Raw genomic sequence first — 19,357 nt, forward strand, 5'->3', positions numbered from 1 at the left:
CTACGCTATAGAACGACGTAAATTTAGCCTAAACTGTCTTTATTTCGTCTCCCGACGCGAAGCGATAAGGTCTCTCAATGATATTTCCCTGCATTCTCTCCGGCGGTATCGGATCGCGATTGTGGCCCCTGTCGCGCAAGGACCGTCCGAAGCAATTCCTGCCTATTTTCAATGGCGAAAGTCTTTTCCAGAAAACCTGCAACCGCGTGCGCGGCGAGGCGTTTGCCGAACCGATCGTGATCGGCAACAACGATCACCGGTTCCTGATGGGTGAGCAGCTTGCTGAAATCGGCATTGAAGCGGACACCATCCTCCTGGAACCCATGGGCCGCAATACGGCCGCTCCCGCCGCAATGGCCGCGATGATTGCCGCGGAAAAAGATCCGGATGCTCTGGTTCTGCTGCTTCCCTCCGACCATCTGATCGGGCGGGAAGATATCTTCCTCTCAGCGGTTCAGGACGCGGCCTCTGCCGCCCGCGCCGGACGGATCGTCACCTTCGGCATCACGCCGTCCGAACCGAACACAGGCTACGGTTATATTCGTCTGATGGCAGGCGAAGCCCCTGTCCGGGAGGTGGAAGCCTTCGTCGAAAAGCCCGACCTGGAAACCGCGAAGACGTTCCTGAGTGCCGGCAATTACGTCTGGAATGCCGGCATCTTCCTGTATTCCGCCAAGGCGATGCTGGAGGCTTTCGAAGCCCATCAGCCGGACCTGCTCACCGCCGTTCGCGAGGCCATGGCGACCCGCTCGCGGGATCTCGACTTCACGCGGCTCGATCCGGACGCTTTCTCCCGGCTGGAAAACATTTCCATCGACTATGCGATCATGGAGCGGGCGAAGAATGTCTCCTGCGTGCCCGTTTCGCCGCAATGGGACGATCTCGGCTCCTGGTCCGCGATCTGGGGTGTTCTGGACAAGGACCCCCGTGGCAACAGCGGGCTCGGTGACGTCCGTTTCCTGAACGCGGACAATTGCCTGGCTTATGCAGACGAGGGACTGGTTTCGGTCATAGGCCTGGAAGACGTTTTCGTCATTGCGACCCGCGATGCGGTCCTTGTCTCCCACAAGGACAAGGCGCAGGACGTGAAGAAGATCGTCGAGCAGCTCGAAGCGGAAGGGCGAAGCGAGACCAAGGCCCATCCGCGCGCCTACAAGCCCTGGGGATACACCGAGCGCATCAGCTCCGGCGACCGGTTCTCCGTCCAGTCCATGATGATCCGGCCGGGCCAGAACCTGACCCTGCAAAGCCATCTGCACCGGGCGGAACACTGGATCGTCGTTTCCGGAACGGTCGAAGTCACCATCAACGGCGAAGTCCGGCTTTTGACGGAAAACCAGTCGGCCTATGTGCCGCTGGGGGCAAAGCACAAGCTTTTCAATCCGGGCAAGATCCCGGTGCGCATGATCGAGGTCCAGTCCGGAACCTATCTGGACGAAGACGACATCGTCCGGCACACGGGCGCCTGATCAAAAAAGGCCGGGCGATTGCCCGGCCTTTCGTTTTTGGATCCCGCTTGGTCAGACGACACCCTTTTCCTTGAGGAATGCGATGACCTCGTCGGCGACGTCTTCCGGGTCCCGGTTGACGTTGTGCAGGTGGATCTCGGCGTGTTCGGGCGCCTCATAGGGGCTGTCGATGCCGGTGAAGTTCTTGATCTCGCCGGCTTCCGCCCTCTTGTAGAGACCTTTCGGGTCGCGCTTCTTGCACTCCTCGATCGGCGTATCCACGAAGACCTCGAAGAACTCGCCGTCCTCCAGCAGGTCCCGCGCCATCCGGCGTTCGGAGCGGAACGGCGAGATGAACGACACCAGCGTGATCAGACCCGCGTCGGCAAAGAGCCGCGCCACCTCGCCCACCCGGCGGATGTTTTCCACCCGGTCCGCGTCGGTAAAGCCCAGGTCCCGGTTCAGCCCGTGGCGGATGTTGTCGCCGTCGAGCGTGTAGGTCTGCTTGCCTTCTGCGTGGAGCTTCTTTTCCACGATGGAGGCGATGGTCGACTTGCCGGAACCGGACAGCCCGGTGAACCACAGGACCGCCGGCTTCTGGCCGAGGCTCTCCGCGCGGGCGGCCTTGTCCACCTCGAGCGCCTGCCAGTGGATGTTGGTCGCACGCCGAAGCGCGAACCACACCATGCCGGCCCCCACCGTCGCGTTGGTCATGCGGTCGATCAGGATGAAGGAGCCGGTCGACCGGTTCGCCTCGTAAGGATCGAAGGCGACCGCCTGGCTCAGGGCCAGATTGCAGAAGGCGATCTCGTTGAGATCCAGCTTCTTGGCCGCCGCATGCTCGAAGGAGTTGACGTTGATCTTGTGCTTGATCTCCGTCACCGTCGCCGTCACCGTCTTCGTCCCGATCTTCATCAGGTAAGACCGGCCCGGCAACATGGCGTCGTCCGCCATCCAGATCAGGTGAGCCGCCATCTGGTCGGCCACGTCGGGACGGGCCTCCGGAGCGCACAACTGATCCCCGCGGGAGATGTCGATCTCGTCCTCAAGCGTGATGGTCACGGCCTCTTCGGCGCGCGCGGCGTTCACGTCCCCTTCGGGCGCGATGATCCTGGCGACCTTCGAGGCCTTGCCCGGCCCTGCCACGACGACACTGTCGCCGACGGCAACCCGGCCGCTGGCAATCGTGCCCGAATAGCCGCGGAAATCCAGGTTCGGACGGTTCACCCACTGGACGGGGAAGCGGAACGGCGCCTCCAGCACATGCTCGCCCACATCGACGCCTTCCAGATGCTCCAGAAGGGTCGGACCGTCGTACCAGCCCATGCGCTCGCTTCTGGCGGTGACATTGTCGCCAAAGCGCGCCGACATGGGAATCGCGACGAAGGTTTCGAAATCGAAGCCGTTGGCAAAGGTTTCGAATTCGGCCCGGATTTCCTCAAACCGCGCTTCGGAATAGTCGACCAGGTCGATCTTGTTGACCGCAAGCACCACATGACGAATGCCCAGAAGCGAGGCGATGAAGGCATGCCTGCGGGTCTGCACCATCAGGCCGTTGCGCGCATCGACCAGAAGCACCGCCAGATCTGCGGTGGAGGCACCGGTTGCCATGTTACGGGTATATTGCTCATGGCCCGGCGTGTCGGCGACGATGAACTTGCGCTTGTCGGTCGCAAAGAACCGGTAGGCCACGTCGATCGTGATCCCCTGCTCGCGCTCGGCCTCCAGACCGTCGACCAGCAGCGCCAGATCGATCTCCTCGCCGACCGTGCCGTGTTTCTTGGAATCCCGTTCGAGCGCCGCAAGCTGATCCTCGAAGATCAGCTTGGTGTCATAGAGAAGCCGGCCGATCAGGGTCGACTTGCCGTCATCCACCGAGCCGCAGGTCAGGAACCGCAGCTGGTCCTTGTCTTCCTGGGCGAGGATATAGTCGGTGACGGCCTCTTCGGAGGCCAGGATCTGTTCGCTCATCGACATCAGAAGTAGCCCTCGCGCTTTTTCTTTTCCATGGAAGCGGCGTCGTCATGGTCGATCAGGCGGCCGGACCGTTCCGAGGTCCGGGCGATCAGCATTTCCTTGACGATGGCCGGCAGGGTATCGGCATCCGATTCAATGGCGCCGGTCAGCGGATAGCAGCCGAGCGTGCGGAACCGCACCATCTTTTCCTGAACCACCTCGCCCGCCAGCAGCGGCATGCGCTCGTCATCGACCATGATCAGCATGCCGTCGCGTTCCACCACGGGACGGGTCGCCGCCTTGTAGAGCGGCACCATCGGGATGTCCTCGGTCAGGATGTACTGCCAGATATCGAGCTCGGTCCAGTTGGAGAGCGGAAACGCGCGGATGCTTTCGCCTTTTGCCACGCGGGCATTGTAGATGTTCCACAGTTCCGGCCGCTGGTTCTTCGGATCCCAGCCGTGGCTGGAATTGCGGAACGAGAACACCCGTTCCTTGGCACGGGACTTTTCCTCGTCCCGGCGCGCTCCGCCGAAGGCCGCATCGAAGCCGTATTTCGTCAGCGCCTGCTTCAGCGCTTCCGTCTTCATCACGTGGGTATAGGCCGAAGAGCCGTGCTCGAAGGGATTGATCCCCTGCGCCAACCCCTCCGGATTGGAATAGACGATCAGGTCCAGACCGAGCCGCTTCGCGGTTTCGTCGCGGAAGGTGATCATGTCCCGGAACTTCCACGTCGTGTCCACATGGAGCAGCGGAAACGGCGGTTTGGACGGATAAAACGCCTTCATCGCCAGATGCAGCATCACACCGGAATCCTTGCCGATGGAATAAAGCATCACCGGGTTGCGGAATTCCGCCGCAACCTCGCGGATAATGTGAATGCTTTCCGCCTCCAGCCGGCGCAAGTTGCTCAAGCGCTGCGCGGTCAGGCCGTTTGCTGTCACGTTCATGAGTGTCAAAACCTCAAATGTCAGGCCGGACGTAAACTCCGGCGGTGTCTTTCCGTGTCCGGATCAGGCAAGGGCCGCCAGCAGATCCGGGTCGCTCAAGGCGATAAAATGCGGATTGAGAAGGTCGCTCTTTTCAGCACCCGCAGGCACCGAATAGGCGAGCGGCTTCAGGCTGTCCGCTTCAAGCACATGGCCACCGGCAGCCCTGAGAACCGCATCTCCGGCGGCAATGTCCCACTGCATGGTGGGAGACAACCGCGGATAAAGGTCGGCCTTGCCCGCTGCCACCCAGCACAGTTTCAGGCTGGAGCCCACCGATAGACGCTCGACCACATCGAGCCGGTCGATCAGGGCCGCGGTTTCTTCCGACAGATGCGATCGGCTCGCCAGAACCGACAGGCCGCCGGCCGGCCGGCTGCGAACCGTTATCGGCGCCACATCCGTAATCCGGTCCCCCGACACCTTGCCCGAAAAGGCCCCCGAAACAGCCGTTTCCCCACCGCCCAGATCCGCAGGCAAGGAACCGCCCCAGTAGAGTTCATCGAGAGCCGGCGCCAACACGACGCCGAACACGGGAACACCGTTTTCAATCAGCGCGATGTTGACCGTGAACTCGCCGTTGCGCTTCAGGAACTCTCGGGTTCCATCCAGAGGGTCGACCAGAAAATATCGCCCCGAAACAGCGGGAAGGCTCCCCGCCTCGACCGCCTCTTCGGCAACGACCGGAACACCGGGGAAAAGCCGTTCCAGACCCGCCAGAATGACCGCTTCCGCGGCCGCATCCGCAGCCGTCACAGGAGATCCGTCAGACTTTTCCGACGCTTCAAACGGTTCGGCATAAATCTCAAGAATCTTGGCACCCGCGGCAATCGCCAAGGCCAGTAAAGAAGCGCCGGTACCGGCTTCAGGATACGAACCAATGTCAGGCATAACTTACCTTTTAAAACACTCTCAACGGCTGCAGAGCTTAAGCCCGGACCGCTGCAACAAGAACGAATTCTGTTTCTCTAAATTGGTTGTAAATGATAATTTAGTCTCAAATTTGTGCAACTGCGAAAAAGACTGCATGCGTTAAATGTGTCGTTAAGGTTGACGCGTCCCTCCCAGCCAGACGGCTCTGACGTCTCCCTCGGCATTAAAATGGATGAAATCGGCTCGAACTCCCGTTGCGAGGGTCCCTATCTCACCTGACCTGCCGAGTACACCGGCAGGACAACCGGTAGCCATGACAAGTGCTTTTTCGCGTGAAAGACCAACCTGCTCCTGTAAAAATCGGATTGCGGCCGGCAACGTGATGTCGGCCCCGGCCAAGGTCCCGTCTTCCAGGGTGAGCCGTCCATCAGCCCGCAGGATCCGGCGCCCGCCGAGCGAGAATTCCGTCTGGCCGGTTCCGGCGACCGCCATGGCGTCCGTCACGAGGAAGATCGCGCCCGGTCCTTTCTTGGCGCGCAGGGCGATTTCAACAGCCGCCGGGTCGACATGGACACCGTCGGCTATCAGCCCGGCGTGAAGCTGTCCGATATTGAGAGCGGCGCCAACCATGCCCGGGTCGCGGTGCGCCAGCGGGCTCATGGCGTTGTAGAGATGGGTTATGCAGGTGGCGCCGGCCTCCACGCACGCGTAAGCCGCATCATAAGTGGCGTTGCTGTGTCCAAGGCTGACGGTCACCCCCGCTTTCATCAGTTTCCGTATCTGATCCGGGGTCACGGCTTCAGGTGCGACGGTCATCATCAGGGTCGGCAAGGTCCGGGCGGTCTCGAGATAGACGTCCAGATCCGCCGCCTCCATCGGCCGGATCAGCCTGGCATCGTGTGCGCCTTTTCTGGCTGGATCCAGATGCGGTCCCTCCAGGTGCAACCCCGCGAAACCGGGAACCGTCTGTCGTGCGGCCTCGCCGGCGATCTTCAGTACCTTTGCCGTGTTTTCCAGCGTGTCGGTGATCAGGGTCGGCAGCAGAGCGGTGGTGCCCAGGCCGATATGTGCCCGGCAGATCCGGGCGAGATCGTCAACGCTGTCGATGTCGCCGAGCATCAGGCCACCGCCGCCGTTGACCTGAAGATCGACCAGGCCCGGCGACAGGGTCCCGTCGCCCAGGTCGATCTTCTCATGATCGTCGGGAACCTCCACGTTCGGAACAACCCCGGTGACTCGGCCCCCTTTCACAAGCAGGGCCACACCTTCGCGCAGGGTCGCACCATCGAAAATCGCGCTGGAAAAATAAGCCTTGCCTGCGGCCACCGGTCCGTTTCCTTTAGGCTGCCGTTACAATGCACGGCGTCAAGCGATTCAGGAATGTCATGATCGACTGTTTTGACATCGGTGGTACCTATATCCGGCACGGGCGTCTGAAACCAGACGGCACCATTGCGGAGGAAGCGCGGATCAAAACGCCTTCCGGAGACTGGTCGGCGTTCGTGACCGCTGTCAAATCCTGCCTGCAGGCGCAGGACGTGTGTCCGGTCTCAGTCTCACTTGCCGGCGCCTATGATCGGCGCACCGGTCTGGCCAGGGTTGCGAACATTCCCTCTCTCAACGGTCTCAGGGCAGAAGACGAGCTTGCAGCAGCCCTGCAACGCCCGATCCGGATCACCAACGACGCGGATTGTTTTGCCCTGGCAGAAGCACTTCAGGGCACCGGACGCGGCAAGGCGAATGTCTTCGCGATCATACTCGGCTCCGGCGTCGGCGGCGGACTGGTCGTCGACGGCAAGCTGGTTGCGGGTCACGGCGGGATTGCCGGCGAATGGGGCCACGGCCCGGTGATCGATCCAACGGCGGGCGGCACGATCGAGGGGCTGCCGCCGTTTCCCTGCGGTTGCGGCCTGACCAACTGCGTCGATGCGGCCGGATCTGCCCGGGGTTTAAAGCGGATACACACGCTGCTGTTTGAGGAAACGCTTTCCGCCAAGGAGATCACGACCGGCTGGGAAGACGGCGAGCCAAAGACCGGCCGGTCGGTGGAGGTCTACGCCACGCTGCTGTCGCGCGCCCTTGCCATGGCCGTCAACCTCACCGGCGCCGATATTGTGCCGGTCGGCGGCGGATTGTCCAATGAGGCAAGACTGATCGCGCTCATCGACGAAAAGACCCGCGCTCTGACCCTGGCCGGATACACCGAACCGCTGGTTGTTCCGGGAGAACATGCCAAGGATGGCGGCCTCGTTGGGGCAGCAATTGCCGGACGTCTTGCATTCGGCTGACGATTGCGGGAAAACCTGAACCTGATAGTCTTATTTACTTGAAAATTGAAAGGCCAACTTCATGCTGGGAATGTCCCGTCGCGAGCTTTTGCTCGGAAGTGCCGTGACCGCGACAGCCTTTGCCGGCGGAGGGCTTGCCGCGACACGGGCGAACGCGGCGGACATGAGGCTTCCGATCTCGGCGCTCGATCATTCGATTCTGCCCGACACCGTTACCAAAGGCATGATGGGTTTCGGGACCGGCGGCCCGGCACCGATCCTGCGTATGCGGCAGGGGGAGCGTTTTACGGTCGACGTCGTCAACGACCTCAATGAGGCGACCGTGGTCCATTGGCACGGGCTTCGCGTTGCCAACGAGATGGACGGCGTTCCCTATCTTACCCAAAACCCGATCGAACCCGGCGAGAGCTTCCGCTACACGCTTGTCCCTCCGGATGCGGGGACGTTCTGGTACCATCCCCATTGCAACACCCTGGCGCAGATGGCCAAAGGACTGACGGGTGTGCTCGTGGTCGAAGACGCCGAAGATCCCGGGTTCGATCAGGATCTCGTGCTCAATATCCGGGATTTCCGCCTCGGCAGCGACGGGCAGTTTCTCAAACTGTTCAAGGCGCGCAATGCGGCCCGCGGCGGAACGCTCGGCACCGTTTCCACGGTCAACTGGGAAGTCGCACCGACCTATGACTTGCCCGCCGGCAGCCTGGTGCGCCTGCGGTTGGCGTTGACGGACGTGACCCGGATCGGCACCTACAGCCTGACCGGCGCCGACGCCCGGGTGATCGCGCTTGATTCCAATCCCCTGCCGCAACCGATTGCGCCCAGGGACCTGGTCATCGCTCCGGGACAACGGGCGGACATTGCGCTTCGGGTTCCAGACGCCGAAGACCAGACCGTCACTCTCAGCCTGCGAACGCAAAAGGGCCCCAAAACGCTCGCAACCTTCCGCCCGACAGGAACAAGCGCCAAACGGAGCCTGGCAGAGCTGAAACCGCTGGCACGCAATCCGGTGCCAGACGTCGATCCCGCCAAGGCGGAAACCGTCGAATTCGTGTTCGGCTGGTCGCCCCAGGGTGATGCGCCGTTGCCGAGTATCTGCGGTACGCTCGGCTATACGTTCTGGTCGATCAACCGGGTTGCCTGGCAAGGCGATGTGCCCAGCCCGATTGACCCGCTAGCCGTCTTGAAACAAGGCAAGCCCTATATCCTGCGTTTCAGAAACGAATCCCCGAACGCCCATCCAATCCATCTGCACGGGCATTCCTTCAAACTGCTGCGGTCCAACAAGCGGCCCCTTCCGCCGCTGGTGACCGATACGGTTCTGTTGCAGAAGGAGGAAACCCTGGAAGTCGCTCTGATCGCGGACAATCCGGGTGACTGGGCCTTTCACTGCCATGTGATAGAGCATCAGAAAACAGGCCTGACCGGCTATATCCGTGTGGAAGCGTAAGGCCACAGGCCAACCCTCTCGGTCGATCGATCTAAGCAGCGGCCCGAATTAGGCCGTGGGTCCAAACCTGCCCGCCGCCACGCGGAACCTTGGTATTTTTCCTCATCCAGCACGCCAGAACTGCAACAAATGCCAATATCACAGGCGAAATTTGTTCAGAGAATATCAACGGCTTAGCGGTTAAATCGGGTGAAGGGCTGGAATGCCAGTCAGGGACTTGTCGGATGCAGGATACAGACACACCCATCCCCGCGGAGAGTGAGGACCTTCAGGAACTCGAAGTACCGCGCGAACACAGAGCCCGCGTGCTGAAAAAGGCGAAGGTTCTGTTCAAGGAAGGTTTGCGTAGCGTCCCTTGCGTCGTCCGCAACATCTCACCCAATGGCGCTCGCCTTGAATTCGAACAGGCCTACCTGATCCCGAAGGAATTCGAACTGCGGATCGAACTGGAAGGGTTCGAGGTCACCTGCGAGCGGCGCTGGGAAGATGGTCTTGCCTGCGGCGTGCAGTTCGTATCGGAAAAACGGCAGATCAAGCTTGAGCGCGCCCAGGTTCTGCGCCCCTCGGACCAGGCTCTGCCGAACCTTAGAAGAAACGCCGATCTCGACGACATGGCCTCGCGTTTTTCCGCAGCGAGCGGCAATGACGGCATTCCGGGCTCGGTGTCGCCTGCCCGTGGTCGCGCCAAGACCTTCGGCAAGCGGTAACCAATCGCCTCCGAAAGCGCCGTCCATATTCAGGACGTCAATGGCCAGATCAGGGGCGCGAGCAGGATCGTGACCATCCCGCAGAGAACGTTCATCGGCAGGCCGATACGCAGAAAATCCGAAAACCGGTAGCCACCGGCGCTGTAGACCATTGTGTTGGTCTGATAGCCGATCGGCGTGGCAAAACTGGCGCTGGCTCCGAACATCACCGCCACCACGAAGGCGCGCGGATCCAGGCCCAGTTGCGTCGCGATGCCGACGGCAATCGACGTCATGATGACGGCCACGGCATTGTTGGTGACGAATTCGGTCAGGATCGACGTCACGAAGTAGACCACCGCTAGGGCGAGGATCGGAGGCAGATGGCCAAGGGGAGAGGCCAGGCCGCCGACAATCAGAGACATGGCGCCGGTCTTGTCGAGCGCCGTCCCCAGCACCAGCATGCCGACGATCAGCAACAGAAGGCGGCCGTCGATTGCGCCCACCCCCTCCTCGGGCTCGACGCAGCGCGTTGCCAGAACAACGGCAGCGCCGATGATTGCAAGCGGGAGGATCGGCGCCAGATTCAACGCGGCCCCGGCAACAACGGCGACCAGAACCGCAAGCACGATCGGTGCCTTATGACGCCTGTAGGCGCGGGCGTTCATCGGCGCGAGCAGGATAAGTCCCTCCTCTTCAGCCAGTTGCCTGACGTTCTCCGCCGGCCCGTCCAGCAGCACCGTGTCACCGGGGCGCAGAGACGGATCGTCTCCGGCAAGATCGACCGACATGCCCCTGCGATGAATGGCGATCGGGTAGACGCCGTACTTGCGCCGCCAGCCGAGCTTCGCCACCGGCCCCTTCTCTGAATTCACAAGGGCTTCCAGAACATGGTTGCGCCGTGTGCCGGCAAGCTCGGTTCCGGCGATTTCCAGGCCCGCCGCGGTCCGTCCGCGGAACCCCATGATCTCGGCATCCGACGTCCGCAGGACAACCCGGTCGCCAGCCGACAGCGTTTCCCGGTTGAGCGTACGCCGCAGGGACACGTCCTGACGGATCAGATCGATCATACGGGTGGTGCTGCGGCGGAAATCGGGCACGTCGCGGACCTTGCGCCCGACAAGCGCCGATCCGGGGGGAACGAACAATTCCACGGTCCAGGACTTCCGCTCACCGAGCGCCGGGGAATCAGCAAGTGCGGCGCGGTGCGGCAGCAAACGCGGCGACGCCCAGGCGAGAAAGAGCCCTCCGACCACCGCAAGCGGAACGCCGAGCGGCGCGATCTCGAAGAGCCCGAACGGCGCAAGCCCCAGATCGCGCGCAACGCCGTCCACCAGCAGGTTGGTCGAGGTTCCGATCATCGTGCACGTGCCGCCGAGGATCGCCATGAAACTGAGCGGCATCAGGTATCGGGAGGCGCTGGTTCCAAGCTGCCGCGCCAGGCTGAACACCACGGGGATGAGGACCATGACAAGCGGCGTGTTGTTCATGATCGCCGACGCCGCTCCGGCCAGGCAGAAGAAGGAGGCAAGGGTGAGAACCGGCCGGTCGGCAAGCCCATGGCTCATGCGCTCGGCCACCGCATCGAGAACACCGGTTCGCACGAGCGCGGCACTGATCACGAACATCGCCCCGATCGTGACCGGGGCCGGGTTGGCAAGTGCTGCCAGCACGTCATCGATAGCGACCATTCCCGTCAGCAGGGCCGCGGCAACACCGCAAAGTGCGATAACCTCGGCCGAAAACCGCTCGCTCAGGAAGAGTGCAAAGATCGCGAACACAAGGCCCAGCGCGGCATATGGCGCGATTGCGCCAAGATCGAAGAACATTCCGTGCACTCGCTCAAATGCCGTTCTGGAATACGCCGACGGCAAGGCACTTCAAAAATTCAACGACATAGGGCAGCCCCGTCGCGATCAGATGGAAAGATCGTTCGCCCGTTCTTCATCGCCCTGACGGACCTGCTACAATTCGAGGGTCAGGAGATGCTTTCTGTCTTCAGCGATATGCATAGCCGAGGCTGTTTCAGCGGTAAACAGACATTTGTCACGCCGGTTTCCCGATCCATTCCGTGCACGCCATGTCCGGCCGTGCGGATGTTTGCGCACGATAGCGGAAGTGTCTCGATACATTGAAGAAAGAGTGGCTGGGGTGGAAGGATTCGAACCTTCGCATGGCGGTACCAAAAACCGCTGCCTTACCGCTTGGCTACACCCCAAGAATGTGAGGCCGGTGTATAGCTGGGCTTAGGCGCGAGTGCAAGACTTGGGTTGCCGTTTCAAAACCGGGTTTTTGAAAGTTTTCCCCAGCGCACTCCGCTCTCCCCTTTCAGCCCCCGATTTTTCGTCAGACGGCAAAGCGCCTCCGGCTTGGAGATGCGGATAAACACCCGACCTTTTCCGGAAATTCCTATCCAAATTGAAAGGCTTATCGGCCTCGAGGATTTTTTCTGCACCGCCTTGGCACAACCCCCTTGCGGGCACCGGCACACGGTGCTAATAGACGCTCCACACCGGCGGGGGAGACTTCGCCGTTCCCGTCAGGTTCCCTGTGTGAACCTGAAAATTTTGGATCGGAGTGTAGCGCAGCCTGGTAGCGCACCTCGTTCGGGACGAGGGGGTCGGAGGTTCGAATCCTCTCACTCCGACCATTTTTCCTAAACATTTGTTGCGAAGCGCATTCTGGCTTGAGAGTCCAACGGTCTCTCCGAGATGTCTTATTCCGGTCAGTAAACGGCCAAGGTTCCCTTACTGCTTTTTGCCCTCCCCGTTCCGGACGGCCGACCGCCAGACCAGCGTGCCACGCCCGTTCAAGCAGCCGTGAACGGCTAAACCGCACCTTCCGATGAAACCAAATCGTTTCCCGAACGTTAATTGGGTGGAGGTGCTGTTATGACGAACAAATCGCTGAAACTTTGCGCCGCGACCATTGCCGTCGCCCTCGGTATGACGGTAAGCGTAACCGCTGCCCTGATTGCCGACGAAACCGGATCGAAGGATGCCGCCGCCGAGGCTGCTGCTTCCGGCGCGGTCACGACCAATCAAAAGACGAAGGCCGATCTTCGCGCCAAACTCGACGATGTGAAGCCGATGGACGTCCGGTGCGTTTCCCGGGCACAAACGACCACATGCACCGGCTGGCCCGTAGCTCAAGGATTCCAGGTAAGCGGCCTTTAGAGAGCGCGACAATCGAATAAAGAAAAAGCCCGTCTGTTTCCAGGCGGGTTTTTCTTTGCGCGAATGCAGGTGAAATGACCCTGCCGTTTGCAGGCAGAGCCTGAACACAGATCTGGGTCGATCAGATCACGACGGCTCGGACGGCTCCGGCGCAATATTGGAGATCACCGTGCCGGCGATGATCAGCGCGGGCACCGCGATGAAGCCACCCACCGGGCCCCAGAGCCAGATCCAGCCGGCCAGGGCCAGAAACACCAGGAACGGATTGAGGGTCATGGTACGTCCCAGAACATGCGGCGTCACGATCTGGGCCTCGATCAGGTTGAGGATGAGATAGGCCAGCGGCGGCAGCAGGATACCCGGTGCCGTATCCGCGGTCGCAAGGCCGACGCCAGTCAGAACCACGGCCATGACCGCGGGGCCGATATAGATCACGTAGTTGAGCACGCCCGCCATCAGGCCCCAGAGAAGCGGAGACGGCACGCCGAGTGCGAACAGGACGATTGCGACCGCCAATCCGAGCACGATATTGACACCGGTGATCGACAGCAGATAGCGCGACACCTTGTCTTCCACTTCCAGGAAAGTGCCTGCCGCGCGCCGGCGCAAACGCGGGGCGACGCAGCGCGACAGCACAGCCTCCCGGAATTCGTTCCGTGTTGCGATGAAGAAATACATACTGGCGAGGAACAGGACGATCTGCGCCATCAGGGCCGGCGCGAAATAGACGACCGTCTCCACCGCGGACGTGTCGTCGACATTCACCTTCATCCCCTCCCCCTGGCCCATGGCCTGGCGGAGCTGTTCCTGCAAACCGCCGACCGAGTCGAAGATGCCCTTCCAGCTCGTCAGTTCCGATTGCAGTCGCGCCCAGATCGCCGGCAGCCTGTCCATCCAGTCGGAAAGCGGAACCGCAAAACCTGTGGCGGCGAGGGATGCGATCAGGGCGAGAAAGATCAGCACTGCGGCGAAGGCCGACACCCAGGGCGGGATGCCGAACCGCTCGATCCGGTCGGCGAGCGGTCCGAACATCAACCCGATGACGATGGCCAGGGCGATGGGCGCAAGGATCACCTGCGCGTATTCGAGAACGCCGACGACCGCGATCCCGCCAAGGAGGATAAGCGATATCCGTGCGGCCGGGGGCAAGTTGGGTTTCAAAATCCGAACTGGGCAAGACCTGACGCGCCTCCGGTGGGGTTTTCCTGCATTGGAGAACAACGCCTGTGGGCAGCATAAAGTTCCATGCAACCCGTCAGGCCGTTCAATGTCCCAAAGGCGTCTGACTTACTCGCCCTCGTCGCGCCCTTTGGCGCGGGTCGCGCCTGCCGGACGTTCGAAAGCGCGTTTCAGGTGATCCCTGGTTCCGATATCCCGGGCAAGGTTCCCGCCGGCACGGCCGCCGTCGAATTCGATATCTTCCGCAAGTGTCAGGGGTTCCTCCAACTGTTTCTGCCGTTCGCCCTTGTTGCGCTCTTGCATGGTTTCAAGCTCCTTTTCGGTTAGGACCTGTATTCCAAATGCAGGACAGGGCGATTGGTTCCCTCCGAAAAGGACGCGCGACGGGGTTTGACGCCAACGGGGGGGAAGAGTTCAGCGTCGCAAGACGGGAAGAAAACAGGGGCTGTGACCGGATCCGGGCGACCGCCCGCGGACACGTCAAAGCGGGATGATCATCCGCACCGGTCATGCCGTTCGGTCGGAAGCTTCGGTCGATCGTGCCGCCGAGTTCGCCACGGATATTGGCGTCGATCAGCCGGGATCCGAACCCGGTTCCCTCCGGTTCGCTGATCGTCTCGGCCGACGTCTCGATCCAGTCCAGCTGCAACCGCTTCGACTTGCCCGATCCGGTGAACTCCCAATTTACCAGAAGATCGCCGTTGTTGGTGGAGATGCCGCCGTATTTGAGCGCGTTCGTGGCCAGGTTCATGGAAGGTCAGGCCGAGCGCCTGGGTCGTGCGCTCATCCAGGCAGCACCCGCGGAACCGGTGATCTTGTCCTCGCTGGTGCTGCTGCCGAATACCTGTTCCAGCTCCGTGTTGAGAAGTTCCCGCAGATCGGCCCGCTGCCAGTGGGAACGGGTCAGCATGTCCTGCGCGTTTGCCATGGAATTGAGCCGCGCGGTGAACGATTGGGAGAATTCGTCGATCGTCTCCGAATTGGCGGCGGTCTGCCGGGCGATTGCCAGGACGCGCGCGATCGAATTCTTGATGCGATGCTTCATCTCCTGAAGCATCAGGTCCTTTTCCTTGACGGTTTTCTCCGAAATCCGGCGCAGCTCGTTTGCCGCTGCCACCGACTTGAGCTGGGACCGGCTTGCCATGGTCAGAGCGACCGCCAGAAGGAGCGAAACGCCGCCGATCACGATGGTATAGAAATGATGCGTCCTGGTCCGGAAGGCGGGTGTCGCATGTACCTTGAAGGTCCATTGCCGGCCGACCATGTCGACGACCTTCTCGGCAACGAGCCCCTCATAGGCATTGTCTTCCTCGTAGCCGGGGGATCGGAACAGCAGGCCGACAGGATCGCCCGTCGCACTAGCCGTCGTATCGTAAGTTTCCATCGTCACGGGAAGCTGCGGGGTGCGGTCCAGCGCGGCAACATGCAGATCGCCTGCCCGGAACGGCGCATAGACGAAGCCTTCCACCTTGCCCGGCGATGACCCTTGCGAAAACGGGATGTAGACCAGAAACCCGGCCTGCTTGATCGCGGTAATTTCCTGAACCAGCTCCACCGGAGCGCTTGCGGTCGGCTCGCCGCTTGCCATCGCGGCCTGCATGGCGTGCCTGCGGCGTTCCTCGGAGAACATGTCGTAACCGAGTGCCGCCTGGTTTCCGCGCGTCCGAAGGTTCCAGCAACACGATCGGCGTGCGGATGTCCTGAGAGGTTTCCGGCCAGACTTCCCGGTCGAGTCCGTAGTTTCGTTGCAAATCGTTTGCCGCCCCGGCCTCATCTCCGGTCGTGATCAGGCGTGCATAGCCGATGCCGCGGATCCCTTCGAATTCGCCTTCCAGATCAAGGCCGGCCACGTAGCGTTCGAAAGCGGGCTTGTCGACTTGTCCGGAATTGGGCACTAAAGAAAGAATGCGTCGAAATCAGCAGCGTGATGTGCTGGCTGACACGCTCGACAACCCGGTCGACCGCATCTTCGGCCAGATTTTCGAAACGGATACGGTCGGCCGTTTCCTCTGCCTCGTAAACGACAGCGGTCATACTGGCACCGATCAGGGCAAACGACGGCAAAAAACGACCGGCGGCAGATAGCGTATCACTTGGCGACTTTCCTGAAGATAATGATCACGTTTTACATGTATCATTTTCTTCTGCCAATAATTTTTGTCACCAAAACAATTGATTGGGCATATTCGACATCGTTTCGCGAGAATGATGGAACTCCTGCGCTGCGGACGCGTTTTAGAAGCAGGAACACGCTTGTGTTCCCCTCAAGAAACAGGAGAAAGCCATGAACTGGAATCAAGTCGAAGGTAATTGGGAACAATTCAAGGGCAAGGTCCAGGAGAAGTGGGGCAAGCTCACCGGTGACGACCTCGATGTCATCGCCGGCAACCGCAAGCAGCTCGCAGGAAAGATCCAGGAGCGCTACGGATCGGCGCAGGAAGACGTCGAGCGCGAGATCGACGACTGGTTGACCCGCCACTAAATCCTCTGGTTTCGTCCGGTTGGGACCGAAAACAAAGAGACCCGCGCCGCCCAAGATCGCGGCGCGGGTCTCTTGATTTTTTACCACCTGAATTGCAGCCACTTACGCAGCGGCATCGACGGTTTGATCGAAGAAAAGGGCCTGACTGATCAGAGCCTTCACCATTTCCGGATTGAACGGCTTGGTGATCAGGAAGGTCGGTTCCGGCCGTTCGCCTGTCAGCAGCCGTTCAGGGAACGCAGTGATGAAGATGACCGGAATGTCGTTGGCCTGGAGGATATCCTTGACCGCATCGATGCCGGAGCTGCCGTCGGCAAGCTGAATATCGGCCAGGACCATCTTCGGCTGCGTCCGATTGAAGAGCTCGACCGCCTCCTTGTGGGTCCGGGCGATGCCGGTGACCCGGTGGCCGAGTTCCTGGACGATATGCTCGATGTCCATTGCGATCAGCGGTTCGTCCTCGATGATCATGATCTCGGTTGCGATCTGGCGGGAAATGCCTTCCGCCGCTTCCCTGAGAAGATCGTCGATCTTGTCCGGGGAAACCGAGAGCACCTCGGCCGTCTCTGCATGGGAAAAAGCCCTCGACTGACGTCAGCAGGAAAGCCTGACGTGCGGGCGACGGCAGCATGGCGAGATTGGTGCTCGCCCGCTTTTCCCAGGCATAGGGAGATTCGGTCTCCGGAACGTCGATTTGTGTGGAACCGTAGAGGGTCGCAAACAGTTTATACACAGAGACACGGTCGCTGCTGGTCTCCGGAAAGCTGCCGATATCCGCGATCAGCGTCTCGAGCGCGGCTGCGACATAAGCATCGCCGGATTTTTGCGTTCCGGTGACTGCCCTTGCGTATCGACGCAGAAAGGGCAGATGTGGCGCAACGCGGGTTGAAAGTGACATGTGTGACTCCCTGTTTGCCCGGATGGGCATTCAACAACAGGGAAACGAACAAGAGAAAGAAAAGTTCCATCGGTTTGAACTTTTTTTCTCGTGGCCGATATAAATGGAACGGTATGATGGCCTGCTACCAAGGATTGGACGCTCTTCCATGAACGGATCGAAAAAACCGGCAGACCGGTCGCCCAGCCCCCAGCCGACCTCAGGTTCCTTCCAGAAGGCTCAGGAGACGATTACGCAAAAACTGCGTGAATATTACGATTCCGTCGAGGACGAAGGAATTCCCGACCGGTTTCTCGATCTTCTTGAAAAGCTTGACGAAGCCGAGAAAAAGGCTGGAAAAGCCGCTGAGGAAGCGGGTCGGAAATGACCAGCGCGCGCGACGGCGCCTCACCGGATTTCAAGCGGGATCTCCTGGCCCAGTTACCGGCGTTGCGCGCCTTTGCCGTTTCCTTGTGCGGACGGAGCGACCAGGCGGACGATCTCCTGCAGAACACCATCCTCAAGGCCTGGTCCAATCAGGAGAGTTTCGCCCCCGGCACCAACATGAAAGCCTGGCTTTTCCGGATCCTTCGCAACGACTTCTACAGCGAATTGCGACTGCGCCGGCGGGAACTCCCGGACAGCGATGGAGAACACTCCGCACGGCTTACGGTGCATCCGGGTCAACATGCGGCGCTCGATCTGAAGGATTTCCGGCGCGCCCTCGAAGCTCTCCCGAACGATCACCGTGAAGCGATCGTCCTTGTGGGTGCTTCCGGCTTTTCCTACGAGGAAGCTGCCGCCATATGCGGATGCGCGGTCGGCACCTTGAAGAGCCGCGTCAACCGGGCCCGTGCCAGTTTGCGCGAACTCCTGTCTCTTGCCGAGGACGACGACTTCGGACCGGATATGGCCTTTCCTGCGGCCGGCACGGCGGCAAAGCCGGTTTAGGACATGACCTAGGCGAAAAGGCGCAACGCCGGATGGGTCGGCGCGCGCCTTCTGCCCAGTCAAGGCCGGGGCCAGATCCCCGGCAGAGACCCTGGTTATGCGGCGGAAATCGCCCGCAACATCCACAGCGCCTTTTCATGGAAGTCGAGGCGCGCCGTCAGCATATCCTCGGTAGCGGGGTCGCCAGCATCGCCGGCCATTTCCGCGGCCCTTGCGCATGGTTTTCACGGCGTCGCTGTGATCCGCGATCAGATCCTCGATCATGTCGATTGCCGAGGTGTTTTTCACTTCAGACACCTTCGGCGCAAACGCGGCGGCATCGCCGAGCCTGACGGGAGCCAGGTGGCCGAGCGCGCGGATACGTTCGGCGATGATGTCGGTGGCCGCAAACAGGGCGTTGTAGTGTTCCTCTGTCAGTTCGTGCAGCGGCTTGAACAGCGGCCCGACCACGTTCCAGTGATAGAGATGGCTCTTGATCGTCAGCCGATAGGTCGCCGCCAGAATGTCGGACAACTGGGCCGAGATCTTGGTGAGGTATTTTGTGGTCCAGACCGATGTCGAGTTTCTCGTCATGGACTTCAACGTTGAGAACAGCAGAAAATACCGGACATGAATTTTCACTCCTTACTTCAGTTGGTGTTGGGTCTCCTGGCCGCCGCCCCGCAGGACCGCGAGCAGGGCCAGACCACCGATCAGGGAAAACGTCAGCGCGCCTTTCGACTTCATCAGCGTCGGCAGGGCCGATACGGCTGCCGCCGTGGCCAGAGCGCGCCCACCATTGTGACGCTGCGCCCGCCGGCGCTCGATCCGATCGATCACCGCGAGAACCGCGATGAGCAGTGCGGCAACAGCGACCTGAACGGCTGCGATCAGAAAGGCCGCGTTGACGGCCCCGACGCTTGCCGCGAGATAAAGCCCTCCGCCGATCAGTGCCGAAACATAGGCAGTCACCAGCAACAGGCCTGCGAGCGCATAGACTAACGCGTTGCGCTTCGCCCGCCGGAC

The 19,357-nt window shown here is 60.9% G+C and carries 21 protein-coding genes, 2 tRNA genes and 2 pseudogenes; 10 read left to right on the forward strand and 15 right to left on the reverse strand.

The features are described 5' to 3' along the window. The first annotated feature begins 77 nt into the window (after positions 1–77). Positions 78–1,469, forward strand: coding sequence for a mannose-1-phosphate guanylyltransferase/mannose-6-phosphate isomerase (locus ABIN98_RS13660; RefSeq protein WP_346910755.1), 1,392 nt, complete (start codon positions 78–80; stop codon positions 1,467–1,469). Between the two features lie 51 nt (positions 1,470–1,520). Here the strand turns inward: ABIN98_RS13660 and cysN are convergent, their stop codons facing one another. From cysN to nagA, 4 genes are all read right to left on the reverse strand, one after another. Beyond that, positions 1,521–3,425: a sulfate adenylyltransferase subunit CysN gene (gene cysN, locus ABIN98_RS13665; protein WP_346910757.1), complete on the reverse strand. Its 1,905-nt coding sequence runs from the start codon at positions 3,423–3,425 to the stop codon at positions 1,521–1,523. Then, the gene (gene cysD, locus ABIN98_RS13670; protein WP_346910758.1) at positions 3,425–4,354 is read right to left on the reverse strand and encodes a sulfate adenylyltransferase subunit CysD; all 930 of its coding nucleotides are present in this window, start codon (positions 4,352–4,354) and stop codon (positions 3,425–3,427) included. The genes cysN and cysD overlap by 1 nt, the downstream gene beginning before the upstream one ends. Before the next feature lie 63 nt (positions 4,355–4,417). After that, positions 4,418–5,284, reverse strand: coding sequence for a 3'(2'),5'-bisphosphate nucleotidase CysQ (gene cysQ / locus ABIN98_RS13675; RefSeq protein ID WP_346910760.1), 867 nt, complete (start codon positions 5,282–5,284; stop codon positions 4,418–4,420). A gap of 153 nt (positions 5,285–5,437) precedes the next feature. Then, complete coding sequence (gene nagA, locus ABIN98_RS13680; protein ID WP_346910761.1) at positions 5,438–6,592, reverse strand: N-acetylglucosamine-6-phosphate deacetylase; 1,155 nt, start codon at positions 6,590–6,592, stop codon at positions 5,438–5,440. Positions 6,593–6,651: 59 nt separating this feature from the next. Here nagA and ABIN98_RS13685 point away from each other — a divergent pair, with 59 nt between their 5' ends. The 3 genes from ABIN98_RS13685 (at position 6,652) to ABIN98_RS13695 (ending at position 9,708) form a co-directional block, all read left to right on the forward strand. After that, the gene (locus ABIN98_RS13685) at positions 6,652–7,554 is read left to right on the forward strand and encodes an ROK family protein (RefSeq protein WP_346910763.1); all 903 of its coding nucleotides are present in this window, start codon (positions 6,652–6,654) and stop codon (positions 7,552–7,554) included. Between the two features lie 61 nt (positions 7,555–7,615). Next, positions 7,616–9,001, forward strand: a complete 1,386-nt coding sequence (locus ABIN98_RS13690; protein WP_346910765.1) for a multicopper oxidase family protein — start codon at positions 7,616–7,618, stop codon at positions 8,999–9,001. Between the two features lie 224 nt (positions 9,002–9,225). Further along, a complete protein-coding gene (locus ABIN98_RS13695; protein WP_346910767.1) occupies positions 9,226–9,708 on the forward strand; it encodes a PilZ domain-containing protein in 483 nt (160 codons plus the stop codon). 29 nt (positions 9,709–9,737) lie between these two features. On the opposite strand, the gene ABIN98_RS13700 is transcribed toward ABIN98_RS13695, so the two are convergent. Then, the gene (locus ABIN98_RS13700; RefSeq protein ID WP_346910769.1) at positions 9,738–11,516 is read right to left on the reverse strand and encodes an SLC13 family permease; all 1,779 of its coding nucleotides are present in this window, start codon (positions 11,514–11,516) and stop codon (positions 9,738–9,740) included. A gap of 314 nt (positions 11,517–11,830) precedes the next feature. After that, positions 11,831–11,905 (reverse strand) — tRNA-Gln (locus ABIN98_RS13705). Between the two features lie 355 nt (positions 11,906–12,260). Here ABIN98_RS13705 and ABIN98_RS13710 point away from each other — a divergent pair. Beyond that, positions 12,261–12,337 (forward strand) — tRNA-Pro (locus ABIN98_RS13710). Positions 12,338–12,578: 241 nt separating this feature from the next. After that, the gene (locus ABIN98_RS13715; RefSeq protein ID WP_346910771.1) at positions 12,579–12,863 is read left to right on the forward strand and encodes a hypothetical protein; all 285 of its coding nucleotides are present in this window, start codon (positions 12,579–12,581) and stop codon (positions 12,861–12,863) included. Positions 12,864–12,989: 126 nt separating this feature from the next. Here ABIN98_RS13715 and ABIN98_RS13720 read toward each other — a convergent pair whose 3' ends face one another. From ABIN98_RS13720 to ABIN98_RS13740, 5 genes and pseudogenes are all read right to left on the reverse strand, one after another. After that, complete coding sequence (locus ABIN98_RS13720; RefSeq protein ID WP_346910773.1) at positions 12,990–14,012, reverse strand: AI-2E family transporter; 1,023 nt, start codon at positions 14,010–14,012, stop codon at positions 12,990–12,992. 138 nt (positions 14,013–14,150) lie between these two features. Beyond that, on the reverse strand, positions 14,151–14,345 hold the full coding sequence (locus tag ABIN98_RS13725; protein WP_346910775.1) for a hypothetical protein: 195 nt from the start codon (positions 14,343–14,345) through the stop codon (positions 14,151–14,153). Positions 14,346–14,349: 4 nt separating this feature from the next. After that, positions 14,350–14,793 carry a hypothetical protein gene (locus ABIN98_RS13730; protein ID WP_346910777.1) on the reverse strand — a complete coding sequence of 148 codons (444 nt, stop codon included), beginning with the start codon at positions 14,791–14,793 and terminating at the stop codon, positions 14,350–14,352. A 6-nt stretch (positions 14,794–14,799) separates the two neighbouring features. Next, complete coding sequence (locus ABIN98_RS13735; protein ID WP_346910779.1) at positions 14,800–15,816, reverse strand: CHASE domain-containing protein; 1,017 nt, start codon at positions 15,814–15,816, stop codon at positions 14,800–14,802. Further along, a pseudogene (locus ABIN98_RS13740) lies at positions 15,707–15,937 on the reverse strand (CHASE domain-containing protein); the annotation flags it as partial. The gene ABIN98_RS13735 and the pseudogene ABIN98_RS13740, both read right to left, overlap by 110 nt. A gap of 10 nt (positions 15,938–15,947) precedes the next feature. Here ABIN98_RS13740 and ABIN98_RS13745 point away from each other — a divergent pair. Further along, entirely contained in the window at positions 15,948–16,127 is a 180-nt protein-coding gene (locus ABIN98_RS13745) for a hypothetical protein (RefSeq protein WP_346910781.1), read from the forward strand. Positions 16,128–16,326: 199 nt separating this feature from the next. Beyond that, the gene (locus ABIN98_RS13750) at positions 16,327–16,524 is read left to right on the forward strand and encodes a CsbD family protein (RefSeq protein ID WP_346910782.1); all 198 of its coding nucleotides are present in this window, start codon (positions 16,327–16,329) and stop codon (positions 16,522–16,524) included. Between the two features lie 102 nt (positions 16,525–16,626). Here the strand turns inward: ABIN98_RS13750 and ABIN98_RS13755 are convergent. Continuing rightward, positions 16,627–17,422: pseudogene (locus tag ABIN98_RS13755) on the reverse strand (response regulator). A 148-nt stretch (positions 17,423–17,570) separates the two neighbouring features. Here ABIN98_RS13755 and ABIN98_RS13760 point away from each other — a divergent pair. Next, entirely contained in the window at positions 17,571–17,789 is a 219-nt protein-coding gene (locus ABIN98_RS13760) for a NepR family anti-sigma factor (RefSeq protein ID WP_346910784.1), read from the forward strand. Continuing rightward, positions 17,786–18,352, forward strand: a complete 567-nt coding sequence (locus ABIN98_RS13765; RefSeq protein ID WP_346910786.1) for a sigma-70 family RNA polymerase sigma factor — start codon at positions 17,786–17,788, stop codon at positions 18,350–18,352. The genes ABIN98_RS13760 and ABIN98_RS13765 overlap by 4 nt, the downstream gene beginning before the upstream one ends. A 95-nt stretch (positions 18,353–18,447) precedes the next feature. Here the strand turns inward: ABIN98_RS13765 and ABIN98_RS13770 are convergent, their stop codons facing one another. From ABIN98_RS13770 to ABIN98_RS13780, 3 genes are all read right to left on the reverse strand, one after another. Then, positions 18,448–18,516: a hypothetical protein gene (locus ABIN98_RS13770; RefSeq protein WP_394701499.1), complete on the reverse strand. Its 69-nt coding sequence runs from the start codon at positions 18,514–18,516 to the stop codon at positions 18,448–18,450. Continuing rightward, positions 18,488–18,973, reverse strand: coding sequence for a DNA starvation/stationary phase protection protein (locus tag ABIN98_RS13775; protein ID WP_346910788.1), 486 nt, complete (start codon positions 18,971–18,973; stop codon positions 18,488–18,490). Before ABIN98_RS13775 ends, ABIN98_RS13770 begins: the two co-directional genes overlap by 29 nt. Positions 18,974–18,976: 3 nt before the next feature. Then, the coding region (locus tag ABIN98_RS13780) for a hypothetical protein (RefSeq protein WP_346910789.1) at positions 18,977–19,357 on the reverse strand (381 nt) is incomplete at its 5' end.

Source organism: uncultured Roseibium sp. (assembly GCF_963675095.2).
Lineage (GTDB): Bacteria > Pseudomonadota > Alphaproteobacteria > Rhizobiales > Stappiaceae > Roseibium.